This window comes from Roseomonas sp. 18066 (assembly GCF_902706185.1).
In the GTDB taxonomy this organism is placed as follows: domain Bacteria; phylum Pseudomonadota; class Alphaproteobacteria; order Acetobacterales; family Acetobacteraceae; genus Pseudoroseomonas.
Genome location: NZ_CACSJM010000067.1, coordinates 1 through 21,625 on the forward strand (window position 1 = coordinate 1; position 21,625 = coordinate 21,625).

Annotated in this window: 26 protein-coding genes and 1 other RNA gene; 7 read left to right on the forward strand and 20 right to left on the reverse strand. The window is 70.6% G+C overall.

Features of this window, described 5'->3' with window-relative positions; all coding sequences use genetic code 11:
* From tolR to GVN67_RS14965, 7 genes are all read right to left on the reverse strand, one after another.
* The coding region (gene tolR, locus GVN67_RS14935; RefSeq protein ID WP_159997315.1) for a protein TolR at window positions 1-444 on the reverse strand (444 nt) is incomplete at its 3' end.
* Between the two features lie 4 nt (window positions 445-448).
* The gene (gene tolQ / locus GVN67_RS14940) at window positions 449-1,165 is read right to left on the reverse strand and encodes a protein TolQ (protein ID WP_159997317.1); all 717 of its coding nucleotides are present in this window, start codon (window positions 1,163-1,165) and stop codon (window positions 449-451) included.
* 147 nt (window positions 1,166-1,312) lie between these two features.
* Window positions 1,313-1,729: a YbgC/FadM family acyl-CoA thioesterase gene (locus tag GVN67_RS14945; protein ID WP_159997319.1), complete on the reverse strand. Its 417-nt coding sequence runs from the start codon at window positions 1,727-1,729 to the stop codon at window positions 1,313-1,315.
* A complete protein-coding gene (gene ruvB / locus GVN67_RS14950) occupies window positions 1,726-2,751 on the reverse strand; it encodes a Holliday junction branch migration DNA helicase RuvB (RefSeq protein ID WP_159997321.1) in 1,026 nt (341 codons plus the stop codon). The genes GVN67_RS14945 and ruvB overlap by 4 nt, the downstream gene beginning before the upstream one ends.
* 33 nt (window positions 2,752-2,784) lie before the next feature.
* Window positions 2,785-3,408, reverse strand: coding sequence for a Holliday junction branch migration protein RuvA (ruvA, locus tag GVN67_RS14955; protein ID WP_159997323.1), 624 nt, complete (start codon window positions 3,406-3,408; stop codon window positions 2,785-2,787).
* Window positions 3,405-3,911, reverse strand: a complete 507-nt coding sequence (gene ruvC, locus GVN67_RS14960) for a crossover junction endodeoxyribonuclease RuvC (RefSeq protein WP_159997325.1) — start codon at window positions 3,909-3,911, stop codon at window positions 3,405-3,407. The genes ruvA and ruvC overlap by 4 nt, the downstream gene beginning before the upstream one ends.
* A gap of 2 nt (window positions 3,912-3,913) precedes the next feature.
* Window positions 3,914-4,663, reverse strand: coding sequence for a YebC/PmpR family DNA-binding transcriptional regulator (locus GVN67_RS14965; protein WP_159997327.1), 750 nt, complete (start codon window positions 4,661-4,663; stop codon window positions 3,914-3,916).
* Window positions 4,664-4,836: 173 nt separating this feature from the next.
* Here GVN67_RS14965 and GVN67_RS14970 point away from each other — a divergent pair, with 173 nt between their 5' ends.
* Window positions 4,837-5,457, forward strand: coding sequence for an MSMEG_1061 family FMN-dependent PPOX-type flavoprotein (locus GVN67_RS14970; RefSeq protein WP_159997329.1), 621 nt, complete (start codon window positions 4,837-4,839; stop codon window positions 5,455-5,457).
* Between the two features lie 205 nt (window positions 5,458-5,662).
* Window positions 5,663-6,217: a cytochrome b gene (locus tag GVN67_RS14975; RefSeq protein WP_235035311.1), complete on the forward strand. Its 555-nt coding sequence runs from the start codon at window positions 5,663-5,665 to the stop codon at window positions 6,215-6,217.
* A 62-nt stretch (window positions 6,218-6,279) separates the two neighbouring features.
* Here GVN67_RS14975 and GVN67_RS14980 read toward each other — a convergent pair whose 3' ends face one another.
* The 5 genes from GVN67_RS14980 to GVN67_RS15000 form a co-directional block, all read right to left on the reverse strand.
* The gene (locus GVN67_RS14980; protein ID WP_159997333.1) at window positions 6,280-7,101 is read right to left on the reverse strand and encodes a TIGR00282 family metallophosphoesterase; all 822 of its coding nucleotides are present in this window, start codon (window positions 7,099-7,101) and stop codon (window positions 6,280-6,282) included.
* A gap of 4 nt (window positions 7,102-7,105) precedes the next feature.
* Window positions 7,106-7,726, reverse strand: coding sequence for a 5-formyltetrahydrofolate cyclo-ligase (locus tag GVN67_RS14985; protein WP_368667245.1), 621 nt, complete (start codon window positions 7,724-7,726; stop codon window positions 7,106-7,108).
* Window position 7,727: 1 nt separating this feature from the next.
* Window positions 7,728-7,882, reverse strand: a non-coding RNA gene (ssrS, locus tag GVN67_RS14990) — 6S RNA.
* 10 nt (window positions 7,883-7,892) lie between these two features.
* Window positions 7,893-8,222 carry a cell division protein ZapA gene (locus GVN67_RS14995; protein WP_159997337.1) on the reverse strand — a complete coding sequence of 110 codons (330 nt, stop codon included), beginning with the start codon at window positions 8,220-8,222 and terminating at the stop codon, window positions 7,893-7,895.
* A 2-nt stretch (window positions 8,223-8,224) separates the two neighbouring features.
* Complete coding sequence (locus GVN67_RS15000) at window positions 8,225-8,524, reverse strand: hypothetical protein (protein WP_159997339.1); 300 nt, start codon at window positions 8,522-8,524, stop codon at window positions 8,225-8,227.
* A 124-nt stretch (window positions 8,525-8,648) separates the two neighbouring features.
* Between GVN67_RS15000 and GVN67_RS15005 the strand changes: the two genes are divergently transcribed.
* Genes GVN67_RS15005 through thiE form a run of 3 tightly spaced genes read left to right on the forward strand, consistent with a single transcriptional unit; the run spans window position 8,649 to window position 10,859 of the window.
* The gene (locus GVN67_RS15005; RefSeq protein WP_159997341.1) at window positions 8,649-9,227 is read left to right on the forward strand and encodes a hypothetical protein; all 579 of its coding nucleotides are present in this window, start codon (window positions 8,649-8,651) and stop codon (window positions 9,225-9,227) included.
* 37 nt (window positions 9,228-9,264) lie between these two features.
* Entirely contained in the window at window positions 9,265-10,185 is a 921-nt protein-coding gene (locus GVN67_RS15010; protein WP_159997343.1) for a class I fructose-bisphosphate aldolase, read from the forward strand.
* Window positions 10,185-10,859 carry a thiamine phosphate synthase gene (gene thiE, locus GVN67_RS15015; protein ID WP_159997345.1) on the forward strand — a complete coding sequence of 225 codons (675 nt, stop codon included), beginning with the start codon at window positions 10,185-10,187 and terminating at the stop codon, window positions 10,857-10,859. The genes GVN67_RS15010 and thiE overlap by 1 nt, the downstream gene beginning before the upstream one ends.
* 52 nt (window positions 10,860-10,911) lie before the next feature.
* Here thiE and GVN67_RS15020 read toward each other — a convergent pair whose 3' ends face one another.
* The 6 genes from GVN67_RS15020 to GVN67_RS15045 all read right to left on the reverse strand — a co-directional run bounded on the left by GVN67_RS15020 (window position 10,912) and on the right by GVN67_RS15045 (window position 16,461).
* Window positions 10,912-11,916, reverse strand: a complete 1,005-nt coding sequence (locus GVN67_RS15020; protein ID WP_159997347.1) for a branched-chain amino acid ABC transporter permease — start codon at window positions 11,914-11,916, stop codon at window positions 10,912-10,914.
* 3 nt (window positions 11,917-11,919) lie between these two features.
* Window positions 11,920-12,807 (reverse strand): branched-chain amino acid ABC transporter permease, encoded by an 888-nt coding sequence (locus GVN67_RS15025; RefSeq protein ID WP_159997349.1) that lies wholly within the window; start codon window positions 12,805-12,807, stop codon window positions 11,920-11,922.
* A gap of 65 nt (window positions 12,808-12,872) precedes the next feature.
* Window positions 12,873-14,114: an ABC transporter substrate-binding protein gene (locus GVN67_RS15030; protein ID WP_159997351.1), complete on the reverse strand. Its 1,242-nt coding sequence runs from the start codon at window positions 14,112-14,114 to the stop codon at window positions 12,873-12,875.
* A gap of 144 nt (window positions 14,115-14,258) precedes the next feature.
* Entirely contained in the window at window positions 14,259-14,984 is a 726-nt protein-coding gene (locus GVN67_RS15035; RefSeq protein WP_235035312.1) for an ABC transporter ATP-binding protein, read from the reverse strand.
* Entirely contained in the window at window positions 14,977-15,753 is a 777-nt protein-coding gene (locus tag GVN67_RS15040) for an ABC transporter ATP-binding protein (RefSeq protein WP_159997353.1), read from the reverse strand. Before GVN67_RS15040 ends, GVN67_RS15035 begins: the two co-directional genes overlap by 8 nt.
* A 249-nt stretch (window positions 15,754-16,002) precedes the next feature.
* The gene (locus tag GVN67_RS15045; RefSeq protein ID WP_159997355.1) at window positions 16,003-16,461 is read right to left on the reverse strand and encodes an Rrf2 family transcriptional regulator; all 459 of its coding nucleotides are present in this window, start codon (window positions 16,459-16,461) and stop codon (window positions 16,003-16,005) included.
* 48 nt (window positions 16,462-16,509) lie between these two features.
* On the opposite strand from GVN67_RS15045, the gene cysK reads away from it, so the two are divergent.
* Together cysK and GVN67_RS15055 are read left to right on the forward strand one after the other, a co-directional pair.
* A complete protein-coding gene (gene cysK, locus GVN67_RS15050) occupies window positions 16,510-17,481 on the forward strand; it encodes a cysteine synthase A (protein WP_159997357.1) in 972 nt (323 codons plus the stop codon).
* A gap of 179 nt (window positions 17,482-17,660) precedes the next feature.
* Window positions 17,661-19,979 (forward strand): HAMP domain-containing methyl-accepting chemotaxis protein, encoded by a 2,319-nt coding sequence (locus GVN67_RS15055; protein WP_159997359.1) that lies wholly within the window; start codon window positions 17,661-17,663, stop codon window positions 19,977-19,979.
* Window positions 19,980-20,068: 89 nt separating this feature from the next.
* Here GVN67_RS15055 and rpiA read toward each other — a convergent pair whose 3' ends face one another.
* Both rpiA and GVN67_RS15065 read right to left on the reverse strand, forming a co-directional pair.
* Entirely contained in the window at window positions 20,069-20,743 is a 675-nt protein-coding gene (rpiA, locus tag GVN67_RS15060) for a ribose-5-phosphate isomerase RpiA (RefSeq protein WP_159997361.1), read from the reverse strand.
* A 96-nt stretch (window positions 20,744-20,839) separates the two neighbouring features.
* A complete protein-coding gene (locus tag GVN67_RS15065; protein WP_159997363.1) occupies window positions 20,840-21,592 on the reverse strand; it encodes a DUF1217 domain-containing protein in 753 nt (250 codons plus the stop codon).
* Window positions 21,593-21,625: the final 33 nt, after the last annotated feature.

The window sequence follows — 21,625 nt, forward strand, 5'->3', positions numbered from 1 at the left end:
CGCGGGCGCGCCCGAGGGCTGCTCGGCCAGCAGCGCCACCTTGGTGAAGCCGGCGGCGGAGACGGTGCCCATCAGCTCCATCACCCGGCCGTAATTGATGCCGCGGTCGCCGCGCACGAAGATGCGGCGTTCCGGCGCGCCGGGCCGCTGCTCGCGCATGATCGCCTGCAGCTGGGCGACCAGCCCCTCGATCGGGACCTCGGTCTCCTGCAGGAAGATGCGGCCCTCGGCATTGACCGAGATGGTCAGCGGCTCGGTCTCCTGGTTCAGCGCGCTGGCCTGGGCCTTGGGCAGGTCGATCGGCACGCCGCTGGTCATCATCGGCGCGGCGACCATGAAGATGATCAGCAGCACCAGCATGACGTCGACCAGCGGCGTCACGTTGATCTCGGCCATGGCGCGATAGCGGCCGCGCCCCTTGCCCCCGCCCGATGACATGGCCATGGCGTCAGCTCCGCTCTTCGGCCTGGCGGGAGAGGATGGCACCGAACTCGGTGGCAAAGCCCTCCAGCCGCCCGGCGAAGCGCGCCAGGTCGGTGGTGATCTTGTTGTAGGCCAGCACCGCCGGGATGGCGGCGACCAGGCCGATGGCGGTCGCGAACAGCGCCTCGGCGATGCCGGGGGCGACGACGGCCAGGTTGGTGTTCTGCATGCCGGCGATGGCCGAGAAGCTGTTCATGATGCCCCAGACGGTGCCGAACAGCCCGACGAAGGGCCCGACCGAGCCGACAGACGCCAGGAACACCATCCAGCGCTCCATGCGGTCCATCTCGCGCTGGATGGCGACGTTCATCGCCCGCTCGGCGCGCTGCTGCATGCCGACCAGGGTGGTGGCGTCGGTCGGCCGGGTCGAGCTGCGCTCCCATTCCCGCATCGCCGCGCCGAAGACGGCGGCGATCGGGTGGGTCGGGCGCTCGCCCTCCTGCTGGTGCAGCGATTCCAGGCTGCCGCCCGACCAGAAGCGATCCTCGAAGGCATCCGCCGCGCGGTTGGCCCGGCGCAGCGTGGTCACCTTCTCGAAGACCACGGCCCAGACCCAGACGCTGGCCAGCAACAGGCCGAGCATCACCGTCTTGACCACCCAGTCGGCCTGCAAGAACAGGCCCCAGAGCGACAGGTCGTGCGCCACTTGGCCGAGGTTGGACGCGGTCACGCTGTCACCCACGGCAATCTCCTCTTGTCACCCGCCCGGATGCCTGCCGGGTCGGCTTCGCCACGCCTGTGGCCCGCCACGCCTGCCCGAGGGGGCATGCCGGCCGACCGGTCCCAGTCCATGCCGGCCCCGCCCCGGCGGGGCGCAACCTGCGGAAATCTAGCCCCCGACCGCCGCCCGGAAGGCGGCGCGCCAGGGTTCCGGCACCGCCGCCGGCCGCATCCCGTCCGCGCGGACGCAGACCAGGCCGACCGTCAGCCGCGCCTTGTAGCCACCCGCCTCGTCGCGAATATCCTGGGCAAGCTCCACCGAGGCGCCACCGAAGCGGCGCACGGCAGTTTCCACCACCAGGGATTCGTCGAGGCGCGCGGGGGCCACATACTCCACTTCAATGCGCCGCACCACGAGCATCGAAGCGTGACGTTCTATCATAACTTGATGCGGCAAGTTTATGGCACGCAAGGATTCTGTGCGCCCCCGCTCTGCCCAGCGGAGATAGCTCGCGTGATAGGCGATGGCGCCGGCATCGGTGTCCTCGAAATAGACCCGGATCGGCCAGCGATGCGGCCAGCTCACAACCCGCCACCCAGCAGGTCGGCCTGGCTGCCCGGCGGCGGGGACATGCCCAGATGCCGCCAGCCCAGGTCGCCCAGCACCCGGCCCCGCGGGGTGCGGAGCACGTAGCCCTCCTGGATCAGGAAGGGCTCGACCACCTCCTCCAGCGTGTCGCGGCCCTCGGCCAGCGCCGCCGCCAGGGTCTCGACCCCGACCGGGCCGCCATGATGGTGCTCGGCGATGCGGCGGAGATAGCGGCGGTCCATCTGGTCGAGGCCCTTGCTGTCCACCTCGAGCCGCAGCAGCGCGCCATCGGCCATGGCCCGGTCGGCCACCTGGCCGGAGACCAGCGAGAAGTCGCGCACCCGGCGCAGCAGCCGGCCGGCGATGCGCGGCGTGCCGCGGGAGCGGTTGGCGATTTCCTCCGCCCCCTCGTCGGACAGCGCGAAGCCCAGCTTCTGCGCGCCGCGGCGGACGATCAGCAGCAATTCCTGCGGTGTGTAGAATTGCAACCGCAGCGGGATGCCGAAGCGGTCGCGCAGCGGGGTGGCCAGCAGACCCGCCCGGGTGGTGGCGCCGACCAGGGTGAAGGGCGGCAGGTCGATGCGGACCGTGCGCGCCGCCGGCCCCTCGCCGATGATCAGATCCAGCTGGAAATCCTCCATCGCCGGATAGAGGGTTTCCTCCAGCGCCGGCTGCAGCCGGTGGATCTCGTCGACGAACAGCACGTCGCGCGGCTGCAGGTTGGTCAGGATCGCGGCCAGGTCCCCTGCCCTTTGCAGCACGGGGCCGGAGGTGGCGCGGAACCCCACCCCCATCTCGCGCGCCACGATCTGGGCGAGCGTGGTCTTGCCCAGGCCCGGCGGGCCATGCAGCAGGACATGGTCCAGCGCCTCGCCCCGGACCTTGGCCGCCTGGATGAAGATCGAAAGATTCTCGCGGAGGGACTTCTGCCCCGTGAAGTCGTCGAGGGTCTGCGGCCGCAGCGTGGCCTCGGCCGCATCCTCCTCGGTCCGGTGCGGATCGGCGATGCGCTCGCTCATGGCGTCAGCCTCGCGGGACCGGATGGGACAGGATCATCGGGGGGCGAGCTCCTTCAGGGCTTCGCGGATCAGCGGCTCCAGCGCCGCCGCCTCGCCCAGCCGCTTGGCGACGCGGTTGACCGCGGCCGCCGCCTCGTGCCGCTTCCAGCCGAGATTGGTCAGCGCCGAGATGGCATCGGCCTGGGCCTGGTCCTCGGGCGGCAGCTGCGCGGCGATGGCGACGGTGCCGGGGGAGAAGCCGGGGCCGGTCGGCAGCGCGCCCACCTTGCCCTGCAGCTCGGCGACCAGCCGGGCCGCGAGCTTGGCCCCGACGCCGGGGGCACGGCTGATGGCGCCCTTGTCGCCGGCGATCAGGGCGCGCGCCAGGTCGGCGGGCGACAGCGTCGACAGCAGGCCGAGCGCCACCTTGGGCCCGACGCCCTGGATGGCGGTCAGCGTCCGGTACCAGTCGCGCTCGGTGGCATCGGCGAAGCCATAGAGCAGGATGGCGTCCTCGCGGACCACGGTCTCGATCAGCAGCGAGCCGATGCCGGGCGCCGCCGGCAGCGCGGTCAGCGTCCGCGCCGAGCAGAAGACCAGGTAGCCGACGCCATGGACGTCGAAGATGCAGCCGCCATCGAAGGCGCTGTCCAGCTTGCCGGTCAATTTGCCGATCATCGGGCCGCCAGGGCCTTCGCCAGCATCATGCTGGTGCCGCGGTGATGCGCGTGGCAGATGGCCACCGCCAGCGCGTCGGAGGCGTCGGCGCGCCTCAGGGTCGCGCCCGGCAGCAGCCGGCGCACCATCTCGGCCACCTGGATCTTGTCGGCATGTCCGGTGCCCACCACGGCGCGCTTGACCTCCATCGCCTGGTATTCGGCGACCGGCAGCCCGGCCATGGCCGGCGCCAGCAGCACCACGCCGCGCGCCTGGCCGAGCTTCAGCGCCGCACCCGGGTTCTTGTTGACATAGGTATGCTCGACCGCCGCCTCGTCCGGCTTCCAGATGTCCATCAGCGTGTTGAGCGCGCGGTGGATCTGGCACAGCCGCTCGGCCAGGCTGAGCGCGGTGGTGGTGGAGATGACACCGTCGGCGACATGCCGCAGCCGGCTGCCGGAGCTTTCCACCACACCCCAGCCGGTGTGCTGCAGCCCGGGATCGAGGCCGAGCAGCAGGGCCATGCTCAGTCCGACAGCTGCTGCAGCACGGCGTCGGGCACCTCGAAATTGGCGGTCACCGTCTGCACGTCGTCATGCTCGTCGAGGATGTCGATCAGCTTCAGCACCGAGCGGGCCTGCTCCTCGTTCAGCTCGACGCTGACATTGGGGCGCCATTCGAGCTTGGCGCTCTCCGCCGGGCCAAATTTTTCTTCCAACGCATCGCGGACGGTGAAGAGGTCCTCGATCGCGGTGCGGACCTCGTGGCCTTCCTCGCCGCTCTCGACATCGGCGGCCCCGGCCTCGATGGCGGCCTCCAGCATGGCGTCGGCGTCCGTCGCCGAGGCCGGGTAGCGCACCACGCCGTTGCGCTCGAACTGGAAGGAGACCGAGCCGGTCTCGCCCAGCGCCCCGCCATGCTTGGAGAAGGCCGAGCGGATGTCGGAGGCGGTGCGGTTGCGGTTGTCGGTCAGCGTCTCGACGATGACGGCGACGCCGGCCGGGCCATAGCCCTCATACCGGACCTCGACGTAATCCTCGCCGCCGGCACCACCACTGGCCTTCTTGATGGCGCGGTCGATGGTGTCCTTGGTCATGTTGGCGACGCGCGCCGCCTGCACCGCCGAGCGCAGCCGCGGGTTGAAGGCGGGGTCCGGCAGGCCCTGGCGGGCGCTGACGGTGATCTCGCGGATCAGCTTGGCGAAGGCGCGGGCGCGCTTGGCGTCCTGCGCACCCTTGCGGTGCATGATGTTCTTGAACTGGGAATGGCCGGCCACGCGCTCTCTCCGGGATTCTCATGATGTTCCGGGGTTGCCGTCCTATACCGCCGCCGCCCGGCCAAGGCGAGGGGCCAGCCGTCACAAGAATTTCCCTGGCATGACTTTGCGGGCGTTGCCCCGGCGGCATGGCGGCTTCTAGCATCGGCCCCGCCACAGCCCGAGCCGCCGCCATGACCGTCGACCCGCATGCCGTGACCACCCCCGAGGCGCTGGCCGCCCTCTACGCGCCGCCGCGGGAGATGGTGCTGAAGAAGGTGGCCGACCGGATCGACCCGCGCACCGCCCGCTTCATCGCCGCCAGCCCCTTTTGTCTGTTATCCACCGCCGGGGCGCGGGGGCCGCATTGCACGCCGCGCGGCGACGCCCCCGGCTTCGTCCAGGTGGTCGACGAAAAAACCCTGCTGATCCCGGACCGGCGCGGCAACAACCGGATCGACGCGCTGCGCGACATCATCGACAACCCGGCGCTCGCCCTGCTGTTCCTGCTGCCCGGCATGGGGGAGACGCTGCGGATCGGCGGCATCGGCCGCATCACCGCCGATCCCGAGCTCCGCGCCCGGCATGCCGTGCAAGGCGCCGAGCCGGCGACCCTGCTGCTGGTCGAGGTCCAGGAAGTCTTCATGCAATGCGCCCGGGCCCTGGTGCGGTCCAAGCTCTGGGGCCAGCGCGACCGGCCGCCGGCCGAGGCCCCCACCGGCGGCGAGCTGCTGGAGGCGCATACCAAGGGCCTGCTCGACGCCCAGGAATACGACACGGTGCTGGCGCCGAAATACAGCGCGATGCTCTATTGAGCGTCCCGCTGATGGTGCCGTGCGAAATGAGGGGGTGCTTCCCCCTTCCCGCCCCGGCCTGCCACCGCCTGGCGCAGCTTGCCTTCGGAAAGACGGAGACAAGCTGCGCCAGGTCTTTGTCTGGTCGCGTGATTCAGGCTTTTCGGTGATTCCACCTCAAGCCATCACGCTGTAGATGACGGACAGGCAACCGGACGGACAGATTTTGGCCCTTTCCTGGCGAGACACCCCTGAGCGCTACGGCCTGATCACCCGCGCCCTGCATTGGGGCATGGCGGGGGTCTTCGCCTGGCAGTTCCTCGGCATGATCCTGCGCAACCTGCTGGGGCGCGGGCCGGTGGCCGGCTTCTTCGTCGGCACGCATACCGCCCTGGGCACCGTGCTTCTCGTCTTGGTGCTGCTGCGCGGCGCCTGGGGGCTGTACAACCGCCCCCGCCGGCCGCCGCAGGAAGGTGGCTGGCTGGGCCGGGCGGCGGTGGCCGGGCATCTTGCTCTCTACGGGCTGATGCTGCTGGTGCCGAGCCTGGCCCTGCTGCGCGCCTATGGCTCCGGCCGCGCCTTCGCGCCCTTCGGCGTGCCGCTGTTCAGCGGCTTCCCAGGCGGGCCGATCGGCTGGATGACGGCGCCGGCCACTGCGGCGCATGGGCTGCTGGCCTGGGTGCTGCTGGCGCTGATCGCCGGGCATATCGCCATGGCGCTGGCGCATCGGCTGATCTGGCGCGACGCGGTGCTGCAGCGGATGGCCGGGCCGGCCCGGTAGCCTCGCCGCGAACGGGGCCGCGAAGGCCCCGCCGCGGTAGCGCTCAGAACTCCGGGGAAGATTCAGAAATCAGGGAAAGCCTGGGACAGCAGCCCGCCCTGCCGCACCGGGGCGATGCGCAGCGCCAGGCCGGTGGCATCGTCGGTCTCGACGAACACGCCGGAAAGGCTGGCCGGGCCCTCGGCCGGGGCCAGCTTCTCGCCCGGCACCTTCTTCCAGAAGCGCAGCGCCGCCGGGCCCTTCTGCATGCCGATGACGCTGTCATAGTCGCCGCACATGCCGGCATCGGTCTGGTAGGCGGTGCCATTCTCCAGGATGCGATGGTCGGCGCTGGGCACATGGGTGTGGGTGCCCACCACCAGGCTGACCCGGCCGTCGAAGCTGTGCGCGAAGGACATTTTTTCAGATGTCGCCTCGGCGTGGATATCCACCAGGATGGCCTGCACGCTGCCACCGGCACCCAGCTTGTGCCGGGCCAGCTCCGCCTGGGCGCCGCGGAAGGGGTCGTCCAGCGGCTCCATGAACAGGCGCCCCATGACGTTCATCACCAGCGCCTTGCGGCCGCCGGGGACGTCGACGACCGTGGCGCCGCGGCCGGGGGTGCCGGGCGGGTAGTTCAGCGGGCGGATCAGCCGCGGCTCGCCATCGATGTAGCCGACGATCTCCTTGCGGTCCCAGCTGTGGTTGCCCAGCGTCAGGACGTCGGCGCCGGCGGCCAGGAAGGCGCGCACCATGTCGGGGGAGACGCCGAAGCCATGGCTGGCATTTTCCGCATTGACCACGACCAGGTCGGCGCGCAGCCGGGCGCGCAGCTCGGGCAGGCCGTCGGTCAGGGCGTCGCGGCCGGAGCGGCCGACCACGTCGCCCAGAAACAGGATACGCAAGGGATCAGGACCTTTCGGAAGAAAGCGGGTCGCAAGAAAGCGGCTCGGTAGGGATGAAGCCCGCCTCGGTCGCGATGCCGAACAGCGGGAAATCATGGGCCCCGGTGGGGATGGCGGGCCGTTCCTGCGCCGCGAAGGCGACGCCGATGGCCCGCGCCCCCGGCAGCGCAGCCAGGGTGCGGTCGTAGTAGCCGCCGCCATAGCCCAGCCGCGCCCCGGTCCGGTCGAAGGCCAGCAGCGGCACCAGCAGCCAGTCGGGGCGGACCACCGCGCCGCCCGCCGGGACGGAGGTGCCGAAGCGGCCGGGCAGCAGCGCCTCGCCGAAGCGCCAGGCGCGGAATTCCAGCGGTTTTCCACGCGGGGGTGTCACCGGCAGCGCCAGCGGGTGGCCGGCCGCCTGCAGACGCCGCAAAACTGGCAGAAGATCGATCTCGGCGCCCATCGGCCAGAAGCCGCCGATGGTGGCGCCGGGCGGCGGCGGGCACTGCGCCAGCACCACCGCGGCCAGGGCCTCGCCGGCGCCGGCCGGGTCCAGCGCATCCCGGGCCTGGAACGCAGAACGCCGAAGCGCAGCCTTGGCGGCGGCGAGCTCCGGCGGGTCCTCGGCGAAGGCGGATGGGGTCAAGCGCGGAGCCACCATGGCCGTTGGCGTATTATCCTCCTAAGGCCTGCGTTAGCAGGTGGGCACCAGATAGCCGGACCAAGATCCGGCCAGCGCCAGCTCCCGGAGGATGCTTATTGGCCCCAGGGATAAGTTGCCTGACGCACCTGGCAGCTCCGCGACAGGATATTTAGGGCTGGTCGAGCGACGCTGCAATGCCCTCGATCTGCTCGGCCAGCCGGCCCAGCCGCTCGGCCAGCAGCGGGTCGACCTCCGGGGCCGCGCCCGGCGGCGCCGACTTGGCGCGGGAGAGGTCGACGCGCAGGTCGTGGATCTCATCCGCCAGCAGCAGGGAGGCCAGCAGCAGCAGCCGGCTCTCGCCGAATTGCCCGCCCATGGCGCGGATCGAGGCGACGCGGCGGTCGACCTCGGCCGCCAGCGCGATCAGATGCGCCTCCTGCCCGTCCTCGCAGGAAACGGGGTGGGTGTAGCCGCCGACGCGAACCGTGACCTGACCCAAGCTCAGCTCCCCTTGATATCGTCTGCCGCGGGACGGCCCGCGGCAGCATCGCCCGGCTCGTCCTCGCCGGGCTCATCGTCATGCGGCAGGGCCGCCGATTCGGCGCCCTCGATCTCGGCCAGCGCGCCGCGCAGCCGGGCCAGGGTATCGTCCAGCCGCAGCGACAGCGCCGCCACCGCCTCGGGCGGCACGCCGGCAGCCGCCGCCTCGGCCGGCGAGGGCTGTCGCGCCAGGACCGTGGCCAGGCGGCCGACCGCCCGTTCCAGCCGAGCGGTGGCCTCGCTCACCGCATCGCTGCTCATGCTCTCGCCTTCGCTCGCGCCGTAGGAATTCATGTCATCAGGCTTTACGCGGCGGGCGCGGCCAGGGTCAACGTATGGTCAACGCCGGATCGCAGATCGGCCAAGGCTTTGGGGGCATCAGTGAATGGAAGACCGCAGCGAAGCGGCGTCGCGGCGGCCGGCGGCGGCCTGGCCGGACCGATCACGAATCCGCGCGGTGACGGTGGGCGACGCCGGCGACGCCGTGCTGGCGCTGCGGGTCGCGCGGGATCTGGGGCTGGACAGCACGGTGACGCTGGTCTCGCCGCCGGGCGCCGCGGCCTGGCTGGGCGCGCCGCTGTTCCTGGCGATCATCGCCGCGGCCGAGGCCGAGGTGCCCGGCGTCGCCGCCTTCGCCGTGCTGGATTGCGGCGCCGCCCCGGGCCTGGCGCTGGCCGCGCTCGGCAGCGGGCTGGGCGCGGTGGTGCTGGCCCCCTGCCCGGCCTTCGCCCAGGTCGCCGCCGCCGCGGCCGCGGCCGGCACGCCGCTATGGCCGGCGCCGCCGCCGGCCCTGGCGCTCCGGCTTGAGCCTGGCCGGACCGGTCCCGCCGGTCACCCGCCGCGCGAAAACGGCGCAGAGGGTGCAATTGTGGCGAAAGTTGCAGGAAATACGGCGCTTCAGGCCAAAAAAATCGCCAATTGGTGGGGTAGCGCTCCAGGTGACAGTGCCGGCCGCCTCGGCTAAAGCCGGTGCAACCCCGCCGCAACGGAAGGACGGACCCATGAAGCTGACGCGCCGCGTGAAGGACATCCTCTCCTGGTATGAGAGCGACAACCCCGGCACCAAAGCGAATCTCGCCCGCATCCTGATGGAAGGCAAGCTCGGCGGCACTGGTCGCCTGGTGATCCTGCCGGTCGATCAGGGTTTCGAGCACGGTCCGGCCCGCTCCTTCGCGCCGAACCCCGCCGCCTATGACCCGCGCTACCATTTCGAGCTGGCGATCGAGGCGGGGCTCTCCGCCTATGCCGCGCCGCTCGGCATGATCGAGGTGGGGGCCGCGACCTATGCCGGCGCCATCCCGACCATCCTGAAGGTCAACAGCTCCAACTCGCTGTCGACCACCAAGGACCAGGCCGTGACCGGCACCGTGGCCGATGCCCTGCGCCTGGGCTGCTCGGCCATCGGCTTCACCATCTACCCCGGCTCCGAATACCAGTTCGAGCTGATGGAAGAGCTGCGCGAGCTCGCCGAGGAAGCCAAGGCCGCCGGCCTCGCCGTCGTCGTCTGGTCCTATCCGCGCGGCCCGATGCTGGACAAGACCGCCGAGACGGCGCTCGACATCTGCGCCTATGCCGCGCACATGGCGGCCCTCCTCGGCGCCCACATCATCAAGGTGAAGCCGCCGACCGAGGCGATCTCGCTGGATGCGGCGAAGAAGACCTACGAGAAGAACCCGATCGACACCTCGACCCTGGCGTCGCGCGTCAAGCACATCACCGACGCCTGCTTCGGCGGCCGTCGCCTGGTGGTCTTCTCGGGCGGCGAGGCCGGCACCACGGATGCGATGGTCGAGATGGCCCGCGGCATCCACCAGGGTGGCGGCAACGGCTCGATCATCGGCCGCAACACCTTCCAGCGCCCCAAGGCCGAGGCCCTGAAGCTGCTGGCCGACATCATCGCCGTCTACAAGACCGCGGCCTGATGCCACGCTCCGCCAAGCCGGCGGAGGAGCAGGGCGGCAGCCGGGAAACCGGCTGCCGCCTTTATCTCGTCACGCCCCCCGCGATCGAGCCGGCGGCCTTCGCCGACATCCTCGCGGCCGCCCTCGATGCCGGCGACGTCGCCGCGGTGCAGCTCCGGCTGAAGGACCTGTCCGACGACGCGCTGAAGCGGGCGATCGACGTGCTGCGCCCGGTGGCGCAGGCGCGCGACGTGGCCTTCCTGCTGAACGACCGCGCCGACCTCGCCAAGAAGACCGGCTGCGACGGCGCCCATCTGGGCCAGACGGATGGCGACCACGCGGCCGCCCGCAAGCTGCTGGGCCCCGACATGATGCTGGGCGTCACCTGCCATGCCAGCCGCCACCTGGCGATGGAGGCCGGCGAGCGCGGCGCCGACTACGTGGCCTTCGGCGCCTTCTTCCCGACCAGCACCAAGACCGTCGAGCACCATGCCGAGCCCGACCTGCTGGCCTGGTGGACCGAGATGTTCGAGGTCCCCTCGGTCGCCATCGGCGGCATCAACGCGACGAACTGCGCGCCCCTGGTCCAGGCCGGCGCCGATTTCCTGGCGGTGGTGGGCGCTGTGTGGAGCCACCCGGACGGCCCGGCCGCCGGCGTGCGGGCGATGAACGCGGCGATCGCCGCGGCGTCGTAGCGGAAGGCCTGGCGCGGGCCCGCGGGCCCGCCCACGGCCCCGTCCCGTCGCGTCAGAGCCGGACCTTCAGCACCCGCGCCAATTCGCCCACCACGCCCGCCCGGAAGGCCAGCACGCAGGCGACGAAGATGACGCCCTGGATCACCGTGACCCAGGCGCCGAACTCCGCCAGGTAGTTCTGCATGGTGACGATCACCGCCGCGCCCATGGCCGGGCCGAAGACAGTGCCCAGGCCGCCGACCAGCGTCATCAGCACCACCTCCCCCGACATCGCCCAATAGACGTCGGTCAGCGTCGCGATGCCGAAGACCAGCGCCTTGGTGCCGCCGGCGATGCCGGCCAGCGTCGCCGACAGGGTGAAGGCCACCAGCTTGTAGTCGTCGGTGCGGTAGCCGAGCGAGATGGCGCGCGGCTCGTTCTCGCGGATCGCCTTCAGCACCTGGCCGAAGGGCGAGTGGACGATGCGGTTGATCAGCAGGAAGCCGGCCAGGAAGACCGCCGCCACCAGCCAGTAGAAGCTCATGTCGCGGCTGAGGTCGATCAGGCCGAACAGGCTGCCGCGGGGCACGCGCTGGATGCCGTCCTCGCCGCCGGTGAAGGGCGCCTGCAGGCAGACGAAGAACACCATCTGGGCCAGCGCCAGGGTGATCATGGCGAAGTAGATGCCCTGGCGGCGGATGGCGATCCAGCCGGCGACCACGCCGAGGCAGGCGCCGATCGCGCCGCCGGCCAGGATGGCGAGCTCCGGCGTGAAGCCCCAGACCTTGGCAGCATGGGCGCTGACATAGCCGCCCATGCCGAAGAACATGGCGTGGCCGAAGGACAGCAGCCCGACATAGCCGATCAGCAGGTTGAAGGCGCAGGCGAAGAGGGCGAAGCACAGCAGCTTCATCAGGAAGACCGGGTACAGGAAGAACGGCCCGGCGATGAGCGCTGCCAGCAGAGCCAGGAAGGCGATGCTCTGCGCCCGGTTGAAGCCCAGCACCGACAGGCCGAGCAGCCCCGGCGTCTCGTGCAGCGCCGGCAGGGCGGCGATGGAGGCGTGGCCAGCGGCCATGGGTCAGGCCCTCCCGAACAGGCCGGCCGGGCGTGCCAGCAGCACGATGGCCATGATGACGAAGATCACGGTGGAGGAGGCCTCGGGGTAGACGACTTTTGTCAATCCCTCGACCAGCCCCAATCCGAAGCCGGTGACCACCGAGCCGAGGATCGACCCCATGCCGCCGATGACGACGACGGCGAAGACCACGATGATCAGGCTCGACCCCATCTGCGGGTTGACCGAGTAGATCGGCGCCGCCAGCACGCCGGCGAAGGCGGCCAGCGCCACGCCCGCGGCATAGGTCAGCGTCACCATGCGCGGCACGTTGACGCCGAAGGCCTGGACCAGCGCGGCATTCTCGGTCGCCGCCCGCAGATAGGCGCCGAGCCGGGTCTTCTCGATCACCAGCCAGGTGGTCAGGCTCATCACCAGCGCGGCGACGACGACCCAGAGCCGGTATTTCGGCAGGAACATGAAGCCGAGGTCGATCGGCGGGCCCGACAGGATCTCCGGCGGCGAATAGGGCATGCCGGAGGAGCCGAATTCGTTGCGGAACAGCCCCTCGATGATCAGCGCCATGCCGAAGGTCAGCAGCAGCCCGTAGAGATGGTCCAGCTTGTACAGCCGGCTGATCATCGTGCGTTCCAGCACCACGCCGAAGGCGCCGACGATCAAGGGCGCCAGGATCAGCGCCGGCCAATAGCCGATGCCGCCATAGTTCAGCAGCATCCAGGCGACGAAAGCGCCCATCATGAACTGCGCGCCATGGGCGAAGTTGATGACGTTCAGCATGCCGAAGATGACGGCCAGGCCCAGCGACAGCAGCGCGTAGAAGGCGCCGTTCACCAGGCCGAGCACCACCTGCGGCAGGCCGAGCTCCAATTGGAAAAGCAGGTCTTCGAGCAAGGCCAAGGCTTCCTGCAGCGAGAGGGTCCAGGGGTCGGGAGGGGGCGCGCGCCCCCTCCCCGGCCTCAGGTGCGGGTCAGGCGGCAGCCGCCGGCGGCGACCGGGCGGAAGGCCTCCTCGGCGGCGGTGGTCTGCAGCAGCTTGTAGTAGTCCCAGGGGCCCTTGCTCTCCTCGGGCGACTTCACCTCGAACAGATAGGCCGGGTGGATCTTGCGGCCGTCGGCGCGGATGCTGCCCTGGCCGAAGGCGTCGTCGTCGGTCGGCATCGCCTTCATGCGGGCGATGACGTCGGCGCCGCTCTTGCGGGCATCGGCCGCCCCCATGGCGAGGGCCGCCTTCAGGTAGTGCAGCGTGCCGGCATAGCAGCCGGCCTGCACCATGGTCGGCTTGCGGCCGCCGTCGATGTCGCCGATGCGCTGGGTCAGCGCCCGGGTGCGGTCGTTCATGTCCCAGTAGAAGGTCTCGGTCAGCACCAGCCCCTGGGCGGTCTTCAGCCCCAGCGCATGCACGTCGGAGATGAAGACCAGCAGCCCGGCCAGCTTGGTGCCGCGGCGGGTGATGCCGAATTCGGCGGCCTGCTTGACGCAGTTGATGGTGTCGGCGCCGGCATTGGCCAGGCCGATCACCTTGGCCCGGCTGCGCTGCGCCTGCACCAGGAAGGAGGAGAAGTCGGTCGTGCCCGGGAAGGGCGTGCGGATACTGCCCAGCAGCTGGCCACCCTGCGCCTTGACGAACTCGCCGGTGTCACGCTCCAGCGCATGGCCGAAGGCATAGTCGGCGGTGATGAAGAACCAGCTGTCGCCACCGGCCTTCACCATGGCGGCGCCGGTCGAATGCGCCAGCATCCAGGTGTCGTAGGTCCAGTGGATGGTGTTGGCGTTGCACTGGCTGCCGGTCAGGTCGGCGGTGCCGGCGCCCGAGTTGATGAAGACCTTGTTCTTCTCCTCCGCGATCGCCGCCACCGCCAGCGCCACCGAGGAGGTGGGGACGTCGATCACCGCATCGACGCCGTCGCGGTCGAACCACTGCCGCGCGATGGTGGCGCCGACATCGGGCTTGTTCTGGTGGTCGGCGACCACGACCTCGACCTGGATGCCCTTGCCGGCCATCTCGGCCACCGCCTGGCGCACCGCCTGCACCGAGCCTGGGCCGGACAGGTCGCGATAGGTGCCGGACTGGTCGTTCAGCACGCCGATCTTCAGCGTGTTTGCCTGGGCGCGGGCGCGGCCGGGCAGGCCGGCCAGGGCGGCGGGCACCAGAGCCGCGGCGGCGGCGCCCTTCAGAAGGCTGCGGCGATCTTGTGCCATTCTCGTGCTTCTCCCAACTGCCCCTGACCGCGCCCGGGGCCGGCGAACTCAATGACCGGCGAACTTACCTGATCGCCGGCTGATGGCGGCTGCGGGGGGCCGGGGCCACCACCGCATCGCCCGCCCACCGGACCTCTCGCAGCGTCAGACGCCGAGATAGGCGTGCAGACGGTCCATGGAGCCGGCGAGCTCCTGGTTGCTGACCGCATCCACCACCTGGCCATGCTCCATGACGTAGTGGCGGTCGGCGACCGTCTGGGCGAAGCGGAAATTCTGCTCGACCAGCAGCACGGTGATGCCGCGCGCCTTGATCTCGCGGATGGTGCGGCCGATCTGCTGGACGATGACCGGGGCCAGGCCCTCGGTCGGCTCGTCCAGCATCAGCAGCGGCGCGCCGGTGCGCAGGATGCGGGCGATGGCCAGCATCTGCTGCTCGCCGCCCGACAGCTTGGTGCCCGGGCTGCGCGCGCGTTCCTTCAGGTTGGGGAACAGCGTGTAGATGGCCTCGATGTCCATCCCGCCCGGCCGCACCACCGGCGGCAGGAGGAGATTTTCCGTCACGTCGAGACTAGCAAAAATGCCGCGCTCCTCGGGGCAGAGCGCGATGCCGGCGCGGGCGATGCGGTCGCTGCGGGCGCCGATCAGCTCCTGCCCCTCGAAGCGCACGCTGCCCTGGCGCTTGGCCACCAGCCCCATGATGGCGCGCAGCGTCGTGGTCTTGCCGGCGCCGTTGCGGCCGAGCAGGGTGACCACCTCGCCCTGCCGCACCTCGATGCCGACGCCGTGCAGCACATGGCTCTCGCCGTACCAGGCCTGCAGCCCCTCGACCTTGAGCAGCGGCTCCGCCTGGGGCATCAGCGCCTCAGCCATGCGCGGCACCCCCGGAGATGGCGGGATCGGTGCCCAGATAGGCGGCGATCACCTGCGGGTTGCGGGAGACCTCGGCATAGGGCCCCTCGGCCAGCACCTTGCCGCGGGTCAGCACGGTGATGGTGTCGCAGAGGCCCTCGACCACCTTCAGGTTGTGCTCGACCATCAGCACGGTGCGGCCCTCGGCCACGCGCTTGACCAGCGCCACGATGCGGTCGACGTCTTCCGCGGTCATGCCGGCGGTGGGCTCGTCGAGCAGCAGCATCACCGGGTCGAGCGCCAGGGTGGTGGCGATCTCCAGCGCCCGCTTGCGGCCATAGGGCAATTGCCCGGCCGGCAGATGCGCGTAGCCGCCGAGGCCGACATCCTCGAGCAGCTCGCGCGCCCGGGCGTCGTAGCGGCGCAGCAGCCCGTCGGATCGCCAGAAGTCGAAGCTGCCGCCGCGCGCCCGCTGCAGCGCGACGCGGACATTCTCCAGCACCGTCAGGTGCGGAAACACCGCGGAGATCTGGAAGCTGCGCACCAGGCCGAGGCGGGCGACCTCGGCCGGCTTCATCTTCGTGATGTCGCGGCCGTCGAAGCGGATGCTGCCGCGGCTCGGCGGCAGGAACTTGGTCAGCAGGTTGAAGCAGGTCGTCTTGCCGGCGCCGTTCGGGCCGATCAGCCCGTGGATGCTGCCGCGGCGGATTTTCAGCGAGACATCGCCGACGGCGACGAATCCCAGGAATTCCTTGGTCAGGCCTTCCGTCTCAAGGATGCTCTCAGCCACCCGCCCCCCCTTCTTGCCCGTCCCCGCAGGATCAGTTTCCGACCCTTGCGATGAACCATGACGAGGCGGCAGCAAGCGCGCAAGCAAAGCTTTGCGGCCGGCCGAGGCGCTGCGGCGCGCCCGGTCGACGGCAGCGGGATACCGGCAGCCAGGTCTGACCGAACGGTCAGGACCGGCTACCGGAACCGGCGTCAGATGGCGAAGTTCAACGCCTCCGGCGCTAGATCGCGAAGTTCAACGCCTCCGGCGCTAGATCGCGAAGTTCAACGCCTCCGGCGTTGGGCGACGCAGCCCCGCCACCGCCGCGCGGCGCAGCAGCTCGGCCACCGTCTGGCCGGCCAGGCTGTTCAGCACCGTCTTCTCCTGCTCCTCCCACAGCGGCAGGATCACCGCCTTCTGCAGCGGGCTCGGCGGCTCCGGCTGCGCCTCATCGCCCGGCACATCCGGGTTGAGCACCGCCGAGACCACCTCCTGCAGCGAGATGTCGCGCGCCGCCCGGCCCAGCCGGTAGCCGCCCTTCGGCCCCCGGGTGCTGCCCAGGATGCCGGCGCGCGACAGCGCCTGCAGCACCGGCTCGATGCCGCGCCGCGCCTCGCCCAGCCGGTCGGCGATATCGCCGGCCGGCACGGTCGAGCCGCGGCCGGCGTGGAACGCCACGTCCAGCACGATGGAAACCGCCGTCATCGCCCGATCACGCCGCAACAACATTGCAAAGACCCCCTGAACCACGCCGAACTGCCGTGATATAAGGCTTCCATGCCCGAAGGAAACACCCCCCATCCTCGGCCCGGCGCCGGGATGCACGAGAGCGTGCTGGCCACCATCGGCCACACGCCCCTGGTCCGCCTGCCCCGGCTCGAGGCCACGCGCGGCCTCAAGGCCCGGCTGGCCTTGAAGCTGGAGTTCTTCAACCCGCTCGGCTCGGTGAAGGACCGCATCGGCCTGGCCATGGTCGAGGCGGCCGAACGCGAAGGCGTGATCCGCCCCGGCGAATCGGTGCTGGTGGAGCCGACCTCGGGCAATACCGGCATCGCGCTGGGCCTGGTCGCCGCCGCCAAGGGCTACCGGCTGATCGTCACCATGCCCGACGGCGCCAGCGTCGAGCGCCGCAAGATGCTGCGGCTGCTGGGCGCCGAGGTCGAGCTGACGCCGGCGGCCCAGGGCATGTCCGGCGCCATCGCCCGGGCCGAGGCGATCATCGCCGCCACCCCGCATGCCTGGATGCCGCGGCAGTTCGACAACCCGGCCAACCCGGCCGTCCATGCCGCGACCACGGCCGAGGAGATCTGGGCCGATTCGGCAGGCCTGGTCGATGCGGTGGTGGCCGGCGTCGGCACCGGCGGCACCGTCACCGGCATCGCCCGCGCGCTGAAGCCGCGCCGGGCGGGGCTGCGGGTGATCGGGGTGGAGCCGGCCGAATCCGCCGTGCTGTCGGGCGACGATCCGGGGCCGCACGAGATCCAGGGCATCGGCGCCGGCTTCCGCCCGGCCGTGCTGGAGCTCGGCCTGCTCGACACCATCCGCCGGGTGACCGAGCGGGAGAGCTTCGCCGCCGCCCGGCTCTGCGCCCGCACCGAGGGGCTGCCGATCGGCATTTCCTCCGGCGCCGTGCTGCATGCCATGCTGGATCTGGCCGAGCAGCCGGCGATGGAAGGCAAGCTGATCGTCGGAATCGCCGCCTCCTTCGCCGAGCGGTACCTTTCGACGGATCTTTTCGCCGGGCTGTAACCGGTCCCCCGCCCCGGGACCACCGCAGGTTGCAAATTTCCCTCGTGTCATCAAGGGTTTACCCTGGGTGAAAACGAGGGAAATCAACCGCTTGACCTCAGAACGCTCCCGCAACTGGTCAACAGGCTGTTAAAATCCTCTGACCATCCTGCCGGCAACACTGGCAGGAACCGTGTCTCATGCGCCTCTTCCTCAACCTCAGGGTGGGCCTCAAGCTCGCCCTATCGGCCGCGCTGACGGTCGCGCTGCTCTCCATCCTGGTCATCCGCACCAATTCCAGCCTGACCGACGTGCTGGGCGAGAACCATGTGCTGCGCGACGCGGCCGAGGCCGATGGCGCGCTGAGCGATGCCGTGACCGAGGGCGTGCGCGCCGCGCTGTTCTCCAGCATGGTGGTCAGCGCGCAGACGCTGGACGCCGTCGGCGCCGCCCAGCGCGGCGTGCAGGAACGGCTGGACGCGCTGCGCAACCGCGTCGAGGCGGGCGCCGGCAAGGCGCAGCCGCGCGAGCGCGAGATGGCGATGCAGGTGCTGCCGCTGATCGAGGAATATGGCCGCGCGCTGCGCGAGGTCACCGACCTGCGCACCAAGCTGATCGAGCGCCGCGACCAGGTGCTGTTCCCGGCCATGAACGAGTATGACCAGCGCTTCGAGGCGGTCGCCGCGAGCATGGAGTTCGAGCTGACCGAGCCGGCCCGCGTCGACGAGATGCGCCAGCGGCTGATGGCCTATCACGGCGCGGTCAACGACCTGCGCGCCTCCGCCCAGCGCTTCATCGGCACCGAGGACCAGGAGCAGGCCCGCCGCCTGCGCCGCGCCATCGCGCAGCAGCGCGTGCATTTCCGCGGCGTCTCCTCCGGCCCGCTGAGCGACAGCCTGCGCAACGAGGTCAACCGCATGGGCGCCGCCTCGGCCGCCATCGCGACGGCCTCCGACGAGATGGTGACCGGGCTCGGCGCGCTGGGCGAGCTGCGCGAGGGCCGGGTCGATCCGGCGCGCAACAAGCTCGAGGCGGCGCTGGCCGGCGTCAACGCGGCGATGACCGAGGATTCCGAGCGGCGCCAGCTGGCCAGCGAGGCGAGCCTGGCGCGCGTCAAGCAGGACACGCTGATCGCCGGCGGCCTGATCGCGCTGGTGCTGATCCTGGCGGGCCTGGCGACCAACAGCGCCATCTCCTCGCCGCTGCGCCGCCTGGCGGTGGTGCTGAAGAAGATCGCCGAGGGCAATGCCAGCGTCACCGTCCCCGACCGCAACCGTCGCGACGAGATCGGCAATATCGCCGGCGCCGTCGAGGCGCTGCGCGGCACGGTGGCCGAGGCCTTCTCGCAGCGGCAGATGCTGGAGCAGATGCCGACCGGCGTGGTGATGAGCGATCCGAAGCAGGATTTCCGCATCACCTATGTCAATGCGCGGATGCGCGAGATCCTGACCGACCACATCCCCGACGCCCTGCCCTGCGCCGCCGACCAGGTCACCAGCCAGAGCATCGACATCTTCGCCCGCGACCCGGAGAAGCAGCGCGCGCTGCTGTCGGACGCGGCCAACCTGCCGCATCGCGAGCGGCTGCACCTCGGCCGCGAGGTGATCGACCTCAACGTCTCCGCCATCCGCGACAGCAGCGGCGCCTATGTCGGGCCGATGCTGGTCTGGACGCTGGTGACCGAGCAGGCCCGCCTGGCCGATACCTTCGAGGGCCAGGTCGGCGGCGTCGTCGAGAATGTCGTCTCCCGCGCCACCGAGATGCAGGCGGCCGCCCAGCAGCTGACCGGCAGCGCCAAGCTGTCCGGCCAGGAAGCCAGCCTGGTGGCGGAAGCCGCCGACCGCGCCAATGCCGATGTGCAGGCGGTGGCCGCCGCGGCCGAGGAGATGGCGGCCTCGATCGTCGAGATCACCCGCCGCGTCAGCGAGGCGGCCCAGGTGACCGACCGCGCCGTGCACGAGGCGCGCGCCACCGACACCACCATGCGGAGCCTCGCCGAAAGCGCCAACCGCATCGGCGACGTGGTCAAGCTGATCGGCGACATCGCCGGCCAGACCAACCTGCTGGCGCTGAACGCGACCATCGAGGCGGCCCGCGCGGGCGAGGCCGGTAAGGGCTTCGCGGTCGTGGCGTCGGAGGTGAAGAACCTCGCCGGCCAGACGGCGCGCGCCACCGAGGAGATCAGCAGCCAGATCGCCGAGATGCAGGCGGTGACCAGCCGCGCCGTGGAGGCCATCCGCGGCATCGGCAGCACGGTCGAGCGGACCAACGAGATCTCCACCGCCATCGCCGCCGCCGTCGAGCAGCAGGGTGCGGCGACGCAGGAGATCGCGCGCAGCGCCAGCCAGGTGGCGGAAGCCACCGGCACGGTCAGCCAGCGCATCGGCCGCGTCCGCGAGGCCGCGGTCGAGACCGGCACGGCCGCCAATGGCATGCTGGAAGCGACCGAGGGCCTGGCCGGCTCGGCCGGCGAGCTGCGCAGCCGCGCTTCCGAGTTCCTGGTCGCGATCCGCGCGTAGTTCTGCCCGGGGAGAGGGCCGGTGGCCCTCTCCGCCTCGCTATCCTGCCCGGTGCGCCCGGCTGCTCCTGACGGGAGGGCCGGGCTTTTTCATGCGCGCAGGATGCCGGCGTCGGTGCCGATGACCGCCTCGGTGGCGAGGCCGGCGAAAATCCCGTGCTCGACGACGCCGGCCAGCGCCTTCAAGGCCCGGCCCAGCGCCGCCGGATCGGCGATGGCGCCGCAGGCCGCGTCGTAGATCAGGTTGCCGTTGTCGGTGACGAAGGGCTTCTTCCCATCACCCCGCAGCGTCGGTGTCGCCTCGATGCCGGCGTTGCGCAGGGCGGCGGCGATGCGGGACGCGGTGTGGCGGTGGCCGAAGGGGACGACCTCGACGGGCAGCGGGAAGCGGCCGAGCACCGCCACGCGCTTGGCCGCGTCGGCGATGACGATGCAGCGGGTGGAGGCCTGCCAGACCAGCTTCTCGCGCAGCAGGGCGCCGCCGCCGCCCTTGATCAGCGCCAGGCCCGGCCCGATCTCGTCGGCGCCGTCGACGGTGACGTCGATGCGGGGGATGTCGTCGAGCTCCGCCAGGCGCAGGCCGAGGCTTGTGGCGAGGCCGGCCGTGGCGCGGGAGGTGGCGACGCAGGTCAGGTCGAGGTTTCGCCGCGCCAGGGCCGTGACGAAATAAACCGCCGTGGAGCCGGTGCCCAGGCCGACGATGGTCTTGTCCTGGATGATTTCGGCCGCGGCTTCGCCGGCTGCGCGTTTCTGATGATCGGTCATGCCCTCACCCTGCCCTGCGGCAGGGAGCGCCGATCATCAAACGGCCGTGGATCAGAAAAAAAGAAGGGGGCCCGGGGGAATTCTTTCCCCCGGCCTTCACGCCATGTACGAGAAGCCGGTATTTCCTGAAATGATCAAGTACCGATTGATCAGCTTCTCGCGCCCTTCGGCGGTGGAGAATTCCTTCAGGTCGATGCGTTTCTCGACCTGCCGCGCCTGGGATTCGATGGACTGGTAGGCGATCTCGTCCGGCAGTCCGGCCAGGGTCAGCGCGACACGGCGCAGGATCCTGTCGCCGAGCACGTTGTAGACGCCGGGCGTCTTGTCTTCCATGCTGCGGATATGCAGCGCGTCGGACACTTCGGTGCTCTGGTCGGCAACCTCGGAGACGCGCTGGTATTCGATGAAGTTCGCCTTGATCTCGGCGAAGACCGTCGGGTCCTTCAGCTTGGTCAGGCCGGACTTGGCGAAGTCGAGCGACTGCGCCGCCGTCTTCCAGGCCGCGTTGGTCAACTGGGAGGCCAGGTTGCCGGTGACCGTGGTGTCGGAGGTCAGCGCCTTGGTGGCGAGGGCGACATTGTCTTCCTGCCCGGCCAGGCCATAGGCCTGCAGCAGCACCTTGCGCGCGGTCGGGTCCTTCAGCAGATCGGCCGGCGTCTTGGCGCTGCTGATCGCCTTCTGCAGCCGCTCCAGGTCGCGCTTGATCGACGCGTCCTTGGAGAGGCGCTCGGTATCCTTCGCCTCGTTCTTCAGCGTCTTGTTGTACAGGCCGATGCGATCGGAGCCCGTCATCCCACCGCTGTCCGAGCCGTAGCCGAACAGCGTGCCGAGATAGGGATTGATCGGCATGGCGGCCTCCTCACAAGTCGGCCGGGGGGCGGC

Excerpts from the sequence above, each read along its gene's own strand:
- ruvB (WP_159997321.1), bottom strand. The coding sequence starts at position 2,751 with ATGAGCGAGCGCATCGCCGATCCGCACCGGACCGAGGAGGATGCGGCC.
- ruvA (WP_159997323.1), bottom strand. The coding sequence starts at position 3,408 with ATGATCGGCAAATTGACCGGCAAGCTGGACAGCGCCTTCGATGGCGGC.
- ruvC (WP_159997325.1), bottom strand. The coding sequence starts at position 3,911 with ATGGCCCTGCTGCTCGGCCTCGATCCCGGGCTGCAGCACACCGGCTGG.
- GVN67_RS14970 (WP_159997329.1), top strand. The coding sequence starts at position 4,837 with ATGACCGTCGACCCGCATGCCGTGACCACCCCCGAGGCGCTGGCCGCC.
- GVN67_RS15000 (WP_159997339.1), bottom strand. The coding sequence starts at position 8,524 with ATGAGCAGCGATGCGGTGAGCGAGGCCACCGCTCGGCTGGAACGGGCG.
- GVN67_RS15005 (WP_159997341.1), top strand. The coding sequence starts at position 8,649 with ATGGAAGACCGCAGCGAAGCGGCGTCGCGGCGGCCGGCGGCGGCCTGG.
- GVN67_RS15010 (WP_159997343.1), top strand. The coding sequence starts at position 9,265 with ATGAAGCTGACGCGCCGCGTGAAGGACATCCTCTCCTGGTATGAGAGC.
- thiE (WP_159997345.1), top strand. The coding sequence starts at position 10,185 with ATGCCACGCTCCGCCAAGCCGGCGGAGGAGCAGGGCGGCAGCCGGGAA.
- GVN67_RS15020 (WP_159997347.1), bottom strand. The coding sequence starts at position 11,916 with ATGGCCGCTGGCCACGCCTCCATCGCCGCCCTGCCGGCGCTGCACGAG.
- GVN67_RS15030 (WP_159997351.1), bottom strand. The coding sequence starts at position 14,114 with ATGGCACAAGATCGCCGCAGCCTTCTGAAGGGCGCCGCCGCCGCGGCT.
- GVN67_RS15035 (WP_235035312.1), bottom strand. The coding sequence starts at position 14,984 with ATGGCTGAGGCGCTGATGCCCCAGGCGGAGCCGCTGCTCAAGGTCGAG.
- GVN67_RS15045 (WP_159997355.1), bottom strand. The coding sequence starts at position 16,461 with ATGTTGTTGCGGCGTGATCGGGCGATGACGGCGGTTTCCATCGTGCTG.
- cysK (WP_159997357.1), top strand. The coding sequence starts at position 16,510 with ATGCCCGAAGGAAACACCCCCCATCCTCGGCCCGGCGCCGGGATGCAC.
- GVN67_RS15055 (WP_159997359.1), top strand. The coding sequence starts at position 17,661 with ATGCGCCTCTTCCTCAACCTCAGGGTGGGCCTCAAGCTCGCCCTATCG.
- rpiA (WP_159997361.1), bottom strand. The coding sequence starts at position 20,743 with ATGACCGATCATCAGAAACGCGCAGCCGGCGAAGCCGCGGCCGAAATC.
- GVN67_RS15065 (WP_159997363.1), bottom strand. The coding sequence starts at position 21,592 with ATGCCGATCAATCCCTATCTCGGCACGCTGTTCGGCTACGGCTCGGAC.